This is a genomic window from Streptomyces sp. AM8-1-1 (assembly GCF_032229325.1).
Classification (GTDB): Bacteria; Actinomycetota; Actinomycetes; order Streptomycetales; family Streptomycetaceae; genus Streptomyces; species Streptomyces achmelvichensis.
Genome location: NZ_CP135086.1, coordinates 7,744,770 through 7,759,327, shown reverse-complemented (window position 1 = coordinate 7,759,327; position 14,558 = coordinate 7,744,770). Strand labels below are relative to the sequence as shown.

Sequence of the window (14,558 nt, the reverse complement as noted above, 5' to 3'; positions counted from 1 at the left end):
GCCCGCTCGTGACCGCGGGGCCGGGCCGGGCGTGACATGCGGTGGACGCCGAGCGATGTTGAGATGGATGAGTGGCTCCGCACGTGCGCGACCAGCCGTCACGCGCGCGCAGGGCCCCTGACCCGGCAGCGAGGGATCCTGGTGCCTTCCGTCAGTCATGGACCCGAGATCGGACCTCCGCACAGCGAGGACGACCTGGACAAACTGCTGCTCAGGACCGCGCAGGGCGACGAGGACGCCTTCACGGGTGTGTACGACGCGGCCAGCGGCCCTGTCCTGGGGCTGGTGCGCCGCATTCTGCGCGACACGGCGCAGTCCGAGGAAGTGGCCCAGGACGTATTGGTCGAGGTGTGGGCCACGGCGGGTCGCTTCCGGCCCGAGGAGGGCAGCGCAAAGACATGGATCATGACACTCGCCCATCACCGGGCGGTGGACCGGATCCGGTCCGCCGAGGCCAGGAGCGAGCGCGAGCAGAAGGCCGCGCTGCTGGAGCGGACCCGGCCGTTCGACGAGGTGACCGAGCGTGTCGAGACACAGCTGGAGTGGCAGCAGGTCCGCCGGTGCGTAGGCCTGCTCACGGACATGCAGCGACAGGCGGTGACACTCGCCTACTACCAGGGACTGACCCACAAGGAAGTGGCGGAAGCGCTGTCCCTCCCGCTGGGCACCGTCAAGACACGTCTCCGCGACGGGCTGATCCGCCTCAGGGACTGCCTCGGGGTGTCGAGATGACCGGCGCTGATCTGCACATGGCTTCCGGTGCCTACGTCGTGCACGCGCTTTCCCCCGACGAGCGCAGGGCTTTCGAGGCCCATGTGGCGGCCTGCGAGGCGTGCCGGGAGGAGGTCGCCGAACTGAAGGCGACGGCGGCACGCCTCGGGTCGGCGCTGGCCGTCACCCCTCCGGCCGAGATGCGTGAGCGGGTCATGCGCCGGGTGGCAGGCACCCGTCAGGAGGGCCTGCTCCCCCCGGTGTTGCGCGTCAGACGGACCGTGCAGGTGTCCCGGCTCGTTCTCGCGGCGTGCCTGGCACTCGCTGTGGCAGGCGGCGGGATCGCCCTGTGGCAGTACCAGGAGGCCGAGGACGCCAGGGCGTCGGTCAGCCGGACCGAGCAGCGGGAAGCGGGCGTGGCGGACGTGCTCGCGGCACCCGACGTCAGGCTCCAGACGCGGGAATGGGACGACGGGTCCACGGGAACCGTCGCGTACGCACCCAGCAAGGACCGCGCGGCTCTGATCGTGGCGGGTCTGTCCGAGCTGCCCGCCAGCAAGGTGTACGAGGCGTGGTTCGCCGGTACGGGAGCCACGAGGTCGGCCGGGCTGATCGGCGGTACCGAGGGGCAGCAACTGGTGCTGCTCGACGGGCCGGTGGCCGGGGCGACGGCCGTGGCGATCACCGTCGAGCCGGCCGGCGGCTCTCCGCAGCCCACTTCCGCGCCTCTCGGAGTCATCAAGGTGCCGACAGCCTGATAGGCGGTCCACATGTTCGGGCGGCTGTCCGGAGCCGCTCGGGCACGGACGTCCAAGGCTCGTGCTCAGGCGACTGACCGCGCCAGTCGCCGCCCATGGAGTAGCCCGCACCCGAACGGGTGCATCCAAGAACACCTCCGCGCGGGAATCCCTCTCAAGCGGAGAGGGCGGCATGCGGGGTGTCGTGCGGAATTCGGCGCCACGGTTGCTCTGATGGTCCCGTTGGCCGACACCGCGGGCGGTCGTGCGGGGAGTCGTGCAGGGAGACGTCAGCGAAGGAGCCGGCTTGAGCGTGCGGGAGACGGATGCCGATGTCGTGATCATCGGTGGTGGCGCCTCGGGCCTGTCGCTGGCCCATGCCCTCGCGACCTCGGACGATACGGGTCGCCACACCGGCGGCTCGGACCGGTTGTCCGTCGCGCTCGTCGAGGCACCCGAGGGCCCGTCGCGCCCCGCGGAGCGGACGTGGTGCTTCTGGGAGGAGGCGGCCGGTGAATTCGACGACGCGGTGACCGCGTCGTGGCGCCGGATCCGCGTGCACGGATCCGACGGGCAGGTGTTCGGCGGCGACCTCGGGCCCCTGCGCTACAAGATGATCCGGTCCGCCGGCTTCGAACGTCTCGTGCACACACGGCTCTCCGAACTGGATCACGTCCGCCTCCTGCGGGCCACCGCACACGAGGTGCGTGCCACTGCGGACGGCACCGAGGTGCGGTGCACCACCGCCGACGGACTGCCGGCGCGCGTGCGGGGCCGCATCGTCTACGACTCCCGGCCTCTTCCCTCGCTGCCGCCGGCACGCACCACCCTGCTCCAGCATTTCCGCGGCTGGTTCGTGCGGACCCGGCAGCCGGTGTTCGACCCCGAGGTCGCCGACCTGATGGACTTCCGCGTGCCCCAGCCACCCCATGGGCTCGCGTTCGGCTATGTGCTGCCGCTCGGACCCCGCGACGCCCTGGTGGAGTACACCCGGTTCTCGCGCGCCCCGCTGTCGCGGGAGTCGTACGACCGGGCTCTGCGGCACTACACGGCCGACGTGCTCGAGCTCGGCGAGTTGGAGATCAGGGACGCCGAACAAGGGGTGATTCCGATGACCGACGCCCACTTCCCCCGACGGGCCGGGGCCGGTGTCTTCCGTATCGGAGCCGCCTCCGGCGCCACCCGGCCGGCGACCGGTTACACCTTCTCCGCCGCGCGACGGCAGACACGGGGTATCGCGGCCGCGCTGCGCGCGGGACGGGGAGACGCCGTGCCCGCACCGTGGTCCCGCAGGGCGATGGCCATGGACGCGGTGATGCTCCGAGCCCTCGACACCGGCCGTGTGGAGGGACCGCAGTTCTTCTCCACGCTCTTTCGCCGCACACCACCGGAACGGCTGCTGCGCTTCCTCGACGGCCGTACCGGCCTCTTCGAGGATCTCCGGATCGGCCTCGCCGTACCCATGTGGCCCATGCTGCGCACCGCACTGGAGCTGCCGTTCCTCCCCCGCCGGCCCGCCGGCGCCTCCCGGACGGCCGTCGCTCAGGCACCGGTCACCGGCGTGCTTCTCCCCCATGACCCTCCTCCCCCGTGAAATGAGCAGCTGATGACCCTTCTGCGGGACCGGGATCTCACCCGGGCCTTCGACCATGCCGCGGCCGGCTACGACCGCCTCGTCTCGATGAACCCGGGCTACCACGCCGACCTGAGGCGCTCCGCACGCCGCCTGCGCCTGCCCGACCGCGGCGAGGGCCTGCGGGTGCTCGACATCGGCTGCGGCACCGGCGCGTCGACCGCGGCGCTCCTTCGGGTGGCGCCGGGGGCCGAGATCACGGCCGTCGACGCCTCCGCGGGGATGCTGGAACGAGCGGCCGCGAAGTCGTGGGCCGGGCACGTGCGATGGGTGCACGCACCGGTGGAAGAGGTCGCGCGTGCGGGAGTCCAGGGGCCGTTCGACGCCGTCTTCGCGGCCTACCTCTTCCGCAACGTGGCGCGCCCGGACGCCGTACTGGACAGGGTGCACGCCCTGCTGAGGCCGGGCGGACGGCTGGCGGTGCACGAATACAGCCTCAGCGGCTCCCCGGTGCACCACGCCCTGTGGTCGGCGGTGTGCCGCGGCGTCATCGTTCCCGCGGGCACCCTCATGGGCGACCGCGATCTCTACCGCTACCTGTGGCGGAGCGTGCTCGCCTTCGACCGGGCACCGGAGTTCGTCGACCGGCTGGTCCGCGGGGGCTTCCACGAGGCGCGGGCCCTCCCGATGCCGGGCTGGCAGACCGGGATCCTCCAGACGTTCCTCGCCCGGCGGGGCGCACCGGGTGAGCGGCGGTCCACGTCGTGAGCGCGGCGGACGTCCGTCCCGCCCGCCGGGGCAGGGACCGCAGGGCGCACATCCTCATGCCCGCCCGGGGCCGGGAGCGATGCGCGGGGGACGCGCCACGCACAGCGGTGGTCGGGGGTGGCATCGCGGGCCTCGCGGCCGCGACCGCTCTCGCCGAGCGCGGGGTGCGGGTGACCCTGTTCGAGCGGGAGGCCGTTCTGGGCGGACGGCTCGCGGGGTGGCCGGTGGAACTGGCCGACGGGTCCACGGCGACGATGAGCCGCGGCTTCCATGCCTTCTTCCGTCAGTACTACAACCTGCGCGGACTGTTGCGGCGTGCGGACCCCGGGCTCTCGGAACTCACGCCCCTGCCGGACTATCCGCTGCGCCACCGCAGCGGGACCACCGACAGCTTCGCGCGGGTGCCCCGCACCCCGCCGTGGAGCGCACTGGGTTTCGTCGCCCTGAGTCCGACCTTCGGCTGGCGGGATCTGGCCGGCATGGACCCGGTCGCGGCCCTGCCCCTGCTGGATGTGCGGGTTCCGGAGGTCTATGAGCGCTACGACGACGTCAGCGCATCGGACTTCCTCGGCTCCATCCGGTTCCCCGAGGCCGCGCGCCATCTGGCGTTCGAGGTCTTCTCACGGAGTTTCTTCGCCGATCCCCGCGAACTCTCCGCGGCGGAGCTGCTGGTGATGTTCCACATCTACTTCCTCGGATCCGCGGAGGGGTTGCTCTTCGACGTCCCCCGGGAACCGTTCCCGCAGGCGCTGTGGAACCCCCTGGAGCGCTATCTGCGGAGTCTCGGGGTCGAGGTGCGGACGGGCACGGCCGTGACGTCGCTGCGACCGGACACCGGTGACACCTTCCTCCTCGACACCGACGGGCCCGTCGAACGGTACGACGCCGTCGTCCTCGCGCTGGACGTGCGCGGTCTGCGGACGGTCGTCTCCGACTCGCCGCACCTGGGCGACGCCGTCTGGCGCGAGAACGTCGAACGGCTGCGCTGTGCCCCGCCGTTCGTGGTCTCGCGCCTCTGGCTCGACCGGCCCGTCGCCGCGGACCGTCCGGGGTTCCTGGGCACCAGCGGCTTCGGCGGGCTCGACAACGTGAGTGTGCTCGACCGCTGGGAGGGGGAAGCCGCCCGCTGGGCCGGGCGCACCGGCGGCAGCGTGGTGGAGTTGCACGGATATGCCGTCGACGAGGGGACGGACCGGCTGCGGATGCAGGAGCGGTTGGTCGGCCAGCTGCACGAGGTCTACCCGGAGACGCGCGAGGCCGAGGTCGTCGACGCCCGCCACGAGTGGCGCGCGGACTGCCCGATGTTCCCGGTCGGGGGGTATCTCACGCGCCCGGCCGTCCGTACGCCCCATCCCTCCCTGGTGATGGCGGGAGACATCGTGCGTACGGATCTGCCGGTGGCTCTCATGGAACGGGCCGCCACCACCGGCTTCCTCGCGGCCAACGCCCTGTTGGAGCGGTGGGGTGTACGGGGGCATCCGCTGTGGACGGTGCCGCGCGAAGGCCGGTCCCGGACCTTGCGCACGCTGGCGTCCCTGAGCCGTTCCTGAGCCGTTCGCCTTCGGGTGTGGGCCGACGCAGTCTCCCGTCGTCCGCTCCGAGCCGTACTCCTGACCGCCGCGAGCCGTCGGCGGCCAGGAGCCCGCGGGGCCTGCTGGGCCCTGCCTCGCAGGGTCAGCCGGGGAAGCGGCCGGAGCTGCGCAACTGCCGGCGCCGCTCCGCGTAGGCGAGATCGTCACGCCACAACCGCCCGGCGGCCCAGCGCATCAGTGGCCGCAGTGCGGGAGCGGCGGCGCGTGCTCCGACGAATCCGGGACGGTCCGAGATGGCGACGACGGCCTCGACCACGGCGGTCCGGGGTACGCCGCGGTCGTCGGTCCCCAGCGGGGTTGCGTGCGTCTCGACGACGGACCCGACTCCCTCGCCGTCGGTGATGTGCATGACCACGGTCCGGGGTTCGGGCGCGGTGAACGCGGCCCGCACCGGCACCACCAGGCGTCCGGCCACCTTGAAGGAGACATCGACGACGAAGGCATCGTCCGTGTCCGCCCCGTCACCCCCCTCCGGCCCCTCCGGGACACTCACCACCGTCAGATCGACGAACGAGTACGGGTGGAACCACGAGCCGTGCCAGGGGTCGAGCCTGTTGGCGACGACGTCCTCGGGCTCGCAGCGCCCCACCGCGGTGAACACCGCGTCCAGCGCGCCCCGTTCCGGCCGCCGCGGCACGACGGGCCGGTCCAGCGGCGTCTCCCCGCCGAGCGCGTCGAGGCGGACCCAGGCCAGCACTCCGTCGTCGTACGCCGGAAACGGCTCCCAGCCGGCGAACGGGCCGCCGTCCAGGGACAGACCGTGCCAGTGGCAGACCACCGTGCCGCAGACGACCCGGCTGTCGCGCAGCGGAGCCCCGAGGTGCGGGCAGGCGCCCGGGCCTGCCCGGAGGTCGCCGGTCCCGGAGCGCCACGCGACGATCTCCACGCCGCCCACGGTCCGTCCGAACGGCCGGGGGCCGGAGCCGATGTCGCGCGAAGCACCGATGACGTACCAGTTGCCGGAGGGCCGGGCCGCGGCGCGTTTGAGCGCGCCCGCGATCAGCGCGGGGCGGGCCGCCTGCCAGGTCGGCTGCTGCTTCTCCCACGAGACGCGGGGGCGCATCGTCAGGGGAAGGGACCGGCGCCACCGGCCTGTGCGGTCCTTCATCGGGGACGCTCCTCTCGTCCGGCGTCCGCGCCGGGGCCCGACACCGTGACAGGGGCGCCGGCCCGGGGCCGGACACCCGCGGGTGTCCGGGTGACCCGGGAGCGGGCCCGGGCACCGGCGATCCCGGCCAGGGCGGTCAGTGCCACGGCCGCCCGGCGCCTGCGGGGCACCACGGAGCGGCGGTGCAGCACGCGGTAGTCGTCCTCGGCGATCGCGTCGAGGATTCCGCCGTACAGCGTGAAGGCCGTGCGCATACAGGGGCGTACCCGCCGGTCCAGCATGTCGAGTCCCGGTTCCGCTTCCCGGTAGACGCCGCGGGTGAGCTGCGCGGCCTCCTCGAACGCCGCCCTGATCCGCGGATCCGTGGCCCCGGAGTCCCGGCTCCACTGGAGGAGTGCACGGTCCACGCCGTGCGCGGCGAGCAGATCCTCGGGGAGATACACCCGGCCGCGGTCCAGGTCCTCCCCCACGTCCCGCAGGAAGTTGGTGAGCTGGAAGGCTACGCCGAGGGCGGCCGCGTGCGGCTCCGCCTCCGCGCGCGGTACGACGGTCCCGAGGACGGGCAGCATCTGGAGGCCGATCACGGCCGCCGAGCCGTGCATATAGGCGCGGAGGTCGGCGTAGGTCGGGTAGCGGGTGACATGGAGATCGCTGCGCATGGACGCCATGAAGTCGTGGAAGAGCACGGGGTCAATGGCGTAGCGGCGGGCGGTGTCCGCCACCGCCTGCACCACCGGCTCGTCGCTGCGACCGTCTCTCAGCCCGGCGTCCAGCTGCCGGTCCAGACGGGTGAGGGCGCTGTCCCTCTCTTCGGACGTGAGGCCTTCGGCGAGGTCGTCGACGATGTCGTCGGCCCAGCGGGCGAAGCCGTACAGCGCGTGCACGGCACTACGCCGGTCCACCGGCAGGAGCCGGGTGGCCAGGAAGTAGGTCTTGCCGTGCCGGGCGTTGAGGTGGCGGCACCGGGTGTAGGCGGAGCGCAGGCAGGCGTCGGTGATGCCTGCCGCGTCGAGTTCACGTGCGGTCATCGGCTGTGCCTTTCACCGGCTGGGCAGGGAGATGTCGGAGGTGTACGGGGAGACGCGGGTGACTCGCCGCGGCGCGCGGCCCTGTCCGGTGATACGGGCGGCGGCGAGCTTGCCGGAGATGAGGACGGTGGGGACGCCGACGCCCGGTGTCGTGCCACAGCCGGCGAGTACGGCGTTGTCGATGCCGCGGACGAGGTTCCGCGGCCGGAACGGGCCGGTCTGGGCGAAGGTGTGGGCCGCGGAGAAGGGCGTGCCGGCCGCGTGACCCTGCTCGGTCCAGTCGACCGGGGTGACCAGGCGTTCGTGTTCGACCGAGTCGCCGAATCCGTGCAGCCCGCGTCGCTCCAGCTCGGCGACCAGGCTGTCGCGGTAGCGGGGGGCTAGGTCGTGCCATTCCCGGACGCCCGGTCCCGTCCGGGTGTTGGGGCAGGGAGCGAGCACGTAATGCAGGTGCTTCCCCTCGGGGGCGAGCAGCGGATCGTGTGCCGTCGGCCGGGTGATCAGCAGGGAGGGGTCCGTCATCAGACGGCCGGTGCGGGTGATCTCGTCGAAGGTGCGCTCCCATGCGCCTCCGAACGACAGGGTGTGGTGGCCCAGTTGGGGCCAGGTGCGGTCGGTGCCGGCGTGCAGGACGACGGCGGACGGCGAGTGCCGCAGGGTCACGGCCCGCTGTGGCTCACGACCGAGCAGCCGGTAGGTGACGGGCAGGTCGGGGGTGAGGACCACGGCGTCGCAGGCGAGCTGTTCGCCGGTGGAGAGCGCGACGGTGCGGACCCGCCCGCCGGACCGGTGCAGGGCGGTCACCTCGGTGCCGTACCGGAACTCCGCCCCCGCGTCGCGTGCGCTGTCGGCCATGGCGCGCGGCAGGGCGTGCATCCCGCCCCGGGGGAAGTAGACCCCCGCCACGGTGTCCATGTAGGCGATCACGGCGTACGCGGCGAGGGCGCGGGCCGGCGGCACGCCCGCGTACAGGGCCTGGAAGGAGAACACCCGGCGCAGGCGCGGGTCGGAGATGAAACGGCCGATCCGGGCGTCCAGCCGTCCGAAGCCGCCCAGTGCGCAGAGCCGGGCCAGGTCGGGATGGAGCAGTTGCAGGGGCGAGTCGAAGTTGGTGTCGATGAAGCGGCGCATCTGGGCCCGGTAGAGGGCCTGGAGCCAGTGCCGCAAGCGCCGGTAGCCTGCCGCTTCGCCCGGCCCGGCGAAGCGGCGGACCTCCTCCTCCATCGCCTCGGCGCCGGTGTGCACGTCGAGCGCGGAGCCGTCGGCGAACTGCGCCCGGTAGGCGGGATGCAGCTCGATCAGCTCGACCCGACGGGCGAGCGAGTCCCCCACGGCGGCGAAGGCCTCGTCGGCGAGGTGCGGCATGGTGAGCACGGTCGGGCCGGTGTCGATCGCATAGCCGCCCATGTCGGCCCGTCCCGCCCTGCCGCCCGGCTCGGGCGCCCGTTCCACCACCGTCACGCTGCGGCCCGCGCCGAGCAGATGCAGCGCCGCCGCCAGCCCCGCCAGACCGGCTCCGACGACGACCACATGGTCCGTGGGCCCGGGTACGGTCCTCATGCCCGCTCTCCGGTCCGGTTGGGCTGTACGCCGGCGGCCCTGCCGACGAGGCGGGTGAGTTCGCCGACGATGTGCGGCTCGCTGTCCAGGGACTCGAGGTGGCGGACACTCAGCTCCACCAGGCGGTGGATCTTCTCCTCGACGACGGCGGGGGCGCCGGTCGACTCGATGGCTTGCCGCAGCCGGTCCACCGCGTCGTCGGTGAGTGACCGCCCCTCGCCCCTGGGGTTCAGCGCGTCGGCGACGTCCTTGCGGCCGCCGGTGGCGGCCAGATGCACGGCCACGGCGCGGAGGTAGGTGGCCTTCCCCTCGCGCAGGTCGTCACCCGAGGGTTTGCCGGTGCTCGCGGGGTCACCGAAGGCGCCGATGAGGTCGTCCCGGAGCTGGAAGGCGATGCCCGCGCAGCGCCCGGCGGACCGCAACGCGTCGGTGGTGCGGTCGTCGGCCCCTGCCAGGGCGGCGCCGAGCGCCAGCGGACGCTCGACCGTGTAGAGCGCGCTCTTGAGACCCGCGATGCGTACGGCTTCGACCACCGAGGAGGATCCGGTGGCCTGGGCGTGCATGTCGAGGTACTGGCCGGCGACGAGCTCCGTGCGCATCGCCTGCCACTCCCGGTGGACGCGCGGCCCCTGAGGGGACATCAGCGCGGTGGAGGTCATCAGATCGTCGGCCCACGACAGCGCCAGGTCTCCGGCGAGGATCGCGGCGGCGGTCCCGAAGGCGGCGCTCGATCCGCGCATTCCCTTCGTGGTGTGTGCCTGGGCGAAGGCGGCGTGCACGGCGGGTGCTCCACGGCGCACGGGTGACTCGTCCATGACGTCGTCATGGACGAGGGCACACCCCTGGATCAGTTCGATGGCGGCTCCGAGCCGCAGTGCCGCCTCCGCCTCCTCGCCGTCGGTGGTGCCTCCGGAGGCACGCCAGCCCCACCACAGGAAGCCCGCCCGCAATCGTTTGCCACCGCGTATGACGAACTGGGCGAGCTGTTCGGCGACATCGGCGGCGAATCGTGCGTCGACCCGGGAGGCCTCGTGCACACGCTCGCGTACGTACCGGCCGAGGACCTGCTCGACGGCGGCGGTGACGTCCCGGTCGACGTGCGGGCCCGCTGTCGGTGGGGTGCCGGTCTGCGGGCGGCCGGTGAGGATGCCCGTGCCGTTCTGCATCACCTGCGTACCGAGCATGCACGCCGCCTTCGTTCAACGGGGAGGTGTCACCGGACATCCACTCTTCGGCCGGGAGACCGGGTTCGGATGCGGTGATCTCTGCCCGTTCGGCGGAGAAATCGTGGGGTGTTCGCCCCTTTGGCGGCGTGGAAACACGTCTGCCGGAGCCCGGCGGGGCTCCGGCAGACGCGGGGCGGAAGGTCAGGTTTCCGCCCGTGCTCCCGCCGCCGTGAGCAGGGCGAGGGGGGTCGCCGCCGCCCACGCCTGGGGGGAGCACGCATGGGGGTAGGGGACGGGTCCCTCGTCCTCCTGCCGGGTGTGGCCGGCGATCACTTCCGGCAGCCGGTCGCCGTGGCGGGCCGCGGCCTCGACGAGCGCGGCGGTCACGGCTGCGGCTTCGGCGTGCAAGCCGTACCGCGCCAGGCCGAGGGTGATCACGGCATTGTCGTGCGGCCAGATGCTGCCGCGGTGGTACGACAGCGGGTGGTGGGGGGCCTGGCCCGCGGCGAGCGTACGGATGCCCCAGCCGGTGAAGAAGTCGGGCTCCAGCAGCCGCCGGCCGACGGCTTGTGCGTGGACGTCGTCGAGGATGCCGGACCACAGCAGATGGCCGGCGTCCGAGGCGAGGGCGTCGACCTGGCGTCCCGAGCCGTCGAGGGCGAGGGCGTAGAAGGTCTGCTCCGGCATCCAGAAGTCGGCGTGGAAACGCTCGCGCAGGGCCTTGGCGTGGGCGTCGAGCTCGTCCGCCCACGCGGGGTCGTCCCACACGGTGCGGGCCAGCTGTGCCGATCGGCGCAGGGCGTCGTAGGCGTAGCCCTGTGCCTCGGCCACGGCGATGCTGCCCGTCGCCTGGGTGCCGTCGGTGAAGCAGACCGCTCCCTCGGAGTCCTTCCAGTTCTGGTTGAGCAGACCGTGGGTGTCGGCCTCGTAGGTGAGGTAGCCGCGCTCGTCGAGGCCGCCGTCGGCGAACATCCAGCCGACCGCCGCGCGGGCGTGGGGCTCCAGCTGCCGGGCGAGGGAGGGGTCACCGGTCTGTTCGGCGTGGGCGCCGAGCAGGGTGAGGAACAGGGGGGTGCTGTCCACCGATCCGTAGTACCGGCCGTAGGGCACCTGACGGAAGTGGGCCAGTTCGCCGTGGCGGATCTCGTGCACGATCTTCCCTGGCTGGGCGATGCGTGCCGGGTCGTACTCGGTCGCCTGGGTGGCCGCGAGAGCGCGCAGGGTGGCCTCCGCCAGCTCCGGCCGGTAGGGCAGCGCGAAGTGCGAGGTCAGCAGTGAGTCGCGGCCGAAGAGGGTGAGGAACCACGGCACGCCGGCGCCGGGTACCAGGACGTCTTCGCCGTCCGGCCCGACGGCCGGGACGCGCAGCCGGGCGAGGTCGCGCAGGCCCTGCTCGCAGGCACGGACGAGGTCGTCGGAGACGTCCCGTACCGGGAGCGGGGACTCGTCGGTGAAGTCGTCCCTCTCCCGCCGGATCAGCGCGAGGACCGAGCGGACGTCCGGCGGCCCGGCGGGACGCGGGTCGGCACCGCCGGCAAGGGCGGTGACCTTGACGGTGATCTCCGCCGTGCCGTGCGGAGAGAGCCGGACGCGCCACGCAAGGGTTCTGAGCGTGCCCCGGGATGCCGGGGTCACCGCGGGCTCCGGGTCGGCGGTGACCGTGGTGTCCGCCTGCCACTCCTCGCGGTGGTAGGCGAAGCGGGTGCCGTCCGCCGAGTCCGAGACGGTGATGCGGGCGCCGGCCTTGTCGTAGATCCGGCGGTCGCTGCGCAGTTCGAACTGGTCGGCGAAGTCCGCGTCGGCATCGATGGCGACGATGACCGTGATCTCGCGTGCGGTGTTGTTGCTGAGCCGCAGGTTCTCCGTCAACCGGCCGTGGAACAGGGCCTGTCGTCGGTGCAGCGTCCATGGCGACGGTTCGTCGCGGGTTGCTGCCGCGGTGAGCACGGCGGCTGCTCCCCCGTCGCCGTACGCCGGCACGAGGACGGTCGGCTCGGTGCCGTCCACCGTGAGGCGCCAGTGGCTGAGATGGCGGGCGTCGCGGACGAACAGTCCGTCGGGTGAGGTGCCGCGGGTGCCGGAGATGTCCCCGCCGCCGCTGAGGGCGGCGAACGTGCCGGCGTGCACGAGCAGCTGAGGTGCCGTCATCGTGTCCCTCCCCCACAGTCGACGTCGGCCAGCAGGTCGAGGACGACGGCGGCGGTCCAGCTGAAGTCGGTGGTCCCCCGGGCCTCGCCGGTGTACGGGTCGACGTACTCGGCGAAGCCGGAGTCCGCACCGGCCGTGAGGACGGCTTGCCGCAGGGTGTCGGCGCAGTCCGCGGTGCCGTAGTGACGGAGTCCGCGTTCCAGCACCCAGTTGATGTTGAACCAGGCGGGTCCGCGCCAGTAGCGCGAGGGGTCGAAGGCGTGGCCGCGCAGGTCGTAGCTGGGGGTGAGGGCGGTGGTCGAGCCCAGTCCGAAGTGCTCACCGGCCGCGGTACGCAGCAGGGCCCGGGCGATGTCGTCGGGGAGGCCGGGAACGGCGAGCGGCAGGAGGCCCGTGACGCTCTTCTCCTCGATGGCCCTCCCGGCCCGTACGTCGTGGCAGAGGAAGAGACCCGCGTCGTCGTCCCACAGCCGCTCCACCAGGGCGTCGGTAAGCCGGCGGGCCCGTGCCCGGTGGGAGTCGGCGTCGTGTCCCAGGGCCTGGGCGATGTCGGCGAGCGCGTACTCGGACAGGATCAGCAGGGCGTTGAACCCGGGGTCCTCGACGACGAAGGAGTGCTCGGTGCCGGCGTCGCGGTAGCCATGGTCGCGGTAGTCGCCGGCCAGACGGACATAACGTCCGTAGTCCAGGTCCGTGGGCCGGTCGGCGGCGTCGCCGTGGGTGAGGTCGGCGCGGCGGAACGAGGCGGCGGGGGCGGGCTCGACGCGTGCGAGGGGCTCGTCCCAGCAGGGGCTGTTGTCCATGCCCGGCTCCCACGGGTGCAGGACGGCCGCCAGTCCCCGGCCACCGAAGTCGCGGTGGTGGGTGAGGTAGTGGTGCCAGGCGACGAGCCGTGGGTAGAGCCGTTCGAGGAAGCCGCGCCGCCGGGAGGTCTCGGGGTCGCTCTCGTGGACGAGCGCGGCCGCGAGCGCGTGGACGGGCGGCTGGACGATCCCGGAGGTCTCGATGCCGGCCGGTGCGCCCGCGGCCCTGCCCGCCGACGTCGACTGCCAGAAGTCGGGGCTCGGGAAGTAGGCGTCGAGCGGCACCGCCGGGTTGAACACGATGTGGGGAATGCGTCCGTCGGCCCACTGCCCGCCGAGCAGGGTCTCCAGTTCGCGCTGTGCGCGGCGCGGTGAGAGATGGCGCAGCCCGATGGCGATGAAGGCGGAGTCCCAGCTCCACTGGTGCGGATAGAGGGTGTGGGACGGCACGGTGGACGCGCCGGTCCAGTTGGTCAGCAGTACCCGGGCGGCCTCCCGCTCCACGCTGCGGTGGTCGCGGACGGCGCTCGGGGCGTCGGCAAGGGCGATCGTCATGCTCCCGACCTGCGCAGGAAGCCGGGAATGGAACGGACCGCGGCGACCGGGTCGCCGGTGAGACGGCATTCGGCGGCGAGGTACCCGCCGTAGCCGATGGCGTGCAGCGCGGAGAGCCAGGCCGGCCAGTCGAGGTGTCCGGCGCCGGGCTGGAACCGGTTGGAGTCGCTGACCTGGGCGTGTCCGATGTACGGCGCGGCCGCGAGGATCGAGGCGGCGGGGTCGGCCTCCTCGATGTTCATGTGGTAGCTGTCGATGCCGATCCTCACCGAGTCCAGGCCGACGGCGCGGATCAGTTCCACGGCCTGGTCGAGGCGGTTGACCATGTGGTCCTCGTACCGGTTGAGAGGTTCGAGGTAGAGGGTCACACCTTCGCGCCGGGCGTGCTCGCCCAGTTCGGTGAGGCCCTCGAGCAGGACGGTGCGCTCCTCGTCCTCGCCGCGGGGCGGCTCGAAGGGGGGCAGCCGGCGGGAGAACATGCCGTACGAGGCGGGCGTCTGGGCACCGGTGCCGCCCAGTTCGCCGATGACGGACAGCTGGGACTTCATCTGGTCGATCGCATCGCGGCGCAGGTCCGCGTCGAACGCCCCGAAGAAGTGCAGCATGTCGACGCACACCGTGGGCATGACGACGCCGTCCTTGAGGGCGGCGCGCAGTTCGGGGAGCCGGCCCTCGAAGTGGCGGTCCCCCTTGCCGCGCAGCTCGATCGCGTCGTAGCCCGCGGCCTGGGCGAAGTCCCACTTCTCCTGGAGGGTGTCGCCGGGCAGCAGTTGTTCCTGGCAAGCGGTCTTGAGCATGGGTGGATGGCC

12 protein-coding genes are annotated in these 14,558 nt (G+C 72.7%); 5 read left to right on the top strand and 7 right to left on the bottom strand.

The annotated features are described in order from the left end of the window. Positions 1-141: 141 nt before the first annotated feature. The 5 genes from sigK (at position 142) to RPQ07_RS34565 (ending at position 5,339) form a co-directional block, all read left to right on the top strand. Positions 142-732 carry an ECF RNA polymerase sigma factor SigK gene (gene sigK / locus RPQ07_RS34585; RefSeq protein ID WP_313948199.1) on the top strand — a complete coding sequence of 197 codons (591 nt, stop codon included), beginning with the start codon at positions 142-144 and terminating at the stop codon, positions 730-732. Beyond that, the gene (locus tag RPQ07_RS34580) at positions 729-1,469 is read left to right on the top strand and encodes an anti-sigma factor (RefSeq protein ID WP_313948198.1); all 741 of its coding nucleotides are present in this window, start codon (positions 729-731) and stop codon (positions 1,467-1,469) included. The genes sigK and RPQ07_RS34580 overlap by 4 nt, the downstream gene beginning before the upstream one ends. 292 nt (positions 1,470-1,761) lie before the next feature. Then, positions 1,762-3,042 carry a lycopene cyclase family protein gene (locus RPQ07_RS34575; RefSeq protein ID WP_313948197.1) on the top strand — a complete coding sequence of 427 codons (1,281 nt, stop codon included), beginning with the start codon at positions 1,762-1,764 and terminating at the stop codon, positions 3,040-3,042. Between the two features lie 12 nt (positions 3,043-3,054). Then, on the top strand, positions 3,055-3,789 hold the full coding sequence (locus tag RPQ07_RS34570) for a class I SAM-dependent methyltransferase (protein WP_313948196.1): 735 nt from the start codon (positions 3,055-3,057) through the stop codon (positions 3,787-3,789). Between the two features lie 56 nt (positions 3,790-3,845). After that, on the top strand, positions 3,846-5,339 hold the full coding sequence (locus tag RPQ07_RS34565) for an FAD-dependent oxidoreductase (protein ID WP_313949123.1): 1,494 nt from the start codon (positions 3,846-3,848) through the stop codon (positions 5,337-5,339). 124 nt (positions 5,340-5,463) lie between these two features. Here RPQ07_RS34565 and RPQ07_RS34560 read toward each other — a convergent pair whose 3' ends face one another. The 7 genes from RPQ07_RS34560 to RPQ07_RS34530 all read right to left on the bottom strand — a co-directional run bounded on the left by RPQ07_RS34560 (position 5,464) and on the right by RPQ07_RS34530 (position 14,546). Then, positions 5,464-6,489 carry a DUF5914 domain-containing protein gene (locus RPQ07_RS34560; RefSeq protein WP_313948195.1) on the bottom strand — a complete coding sequence of 342 codons (1,026 nt, stop codon included), beginning with the start codon at positions 6,487-6,489 and terminating at the stop codon, positions 5,464-5,466. Next, the gene (locus tag RPQ07_RS34555; protein WP_313948194.1) at positions 6,486-7,517 is read right to left on the bottom strand and encodes a phytoene/squalene synthase family protein; all 1,032 of its coding nucleotides are present in this window, start codon (positions 7,515-7,517) and stop codon (positions 6,486-6,488) included. The genes RPQ07_RS34560 and RPQ07_RS34555 overlap by 4 nt, the downstream gene beginning before the upstream one ends. Before the next feature lie 12 nt (positions 7,518-7,529). Next, the gene (crtI, locus tag RPQ07_RS34550) at positions 7,530-9,077 is read right to left on the bottom strand and encodes a phytoene desaturase family protein (RefSeq protein ID WP_313948193.1); all 1,548 of its coding nucleotides are present in this window, start codon (positions 9,075-9,077) and stop codon (positions 7,530-7,532) included. Next, positions 9,074-10,261, bottom strand: a complete 1,188-nt coding sequence (locus tag RPQ07_RS34545; protein WP_313948192.1) for a polyprenyl synthetase family protein — start codon at positions 10,259-10,261, stop codon at positions 9,074-9,076. The genes crtI and RPQ07_RS34545 overlap by 4 nt, the downstream gene beginning before the upstream one ends. Positions 10,262-10,444: 183 nt before the next feature. After that, the gene (locus tag RPQ07_RS34540) at positions 10,445-12,391 is read right to left on the bottom strand and encodes a glycogen debranching N-terminal domain-containing protein (RefSeq protein ID WP_313948191.1); all 1,947 of its coding nucleotides are present in this window, start codon (positions 12,389-12,391) and stop codon (positions 10,445-10,447) included. After that, positions 12,388-13,749, bottom strand: coding sequence for an amylo-alpha-1,6-glucosidase (locus tag RPQ07_RS34535; RefSeq protein ID WP_313948190.1), 1,362 nt, complete (start codon positions 13,747-13,749; stop codon positions 12,388-12,390). Before RPQ07_RS34535 ends, RPQ07_RS34540 begins: the two co-directional genes overlap by 4 nt. Then, complete coding sequence (locus RPQ07_RS34530; RefSeq protein ID WP_313948189.1) at positions 13,746-14,546, bottom strand: sugar phosphate isomerase/epimerase family protein; 801 nt, start codon at positions 14,544-14,546, stop codon at positions 13,746-13,748. Before RPQ07_RS34530 ends, RPQ07_RS34535 begins: the two co-directional genes overlap by 4 nt. Positions 14,547-14,558: the final 12 nt, after the last annotated feature.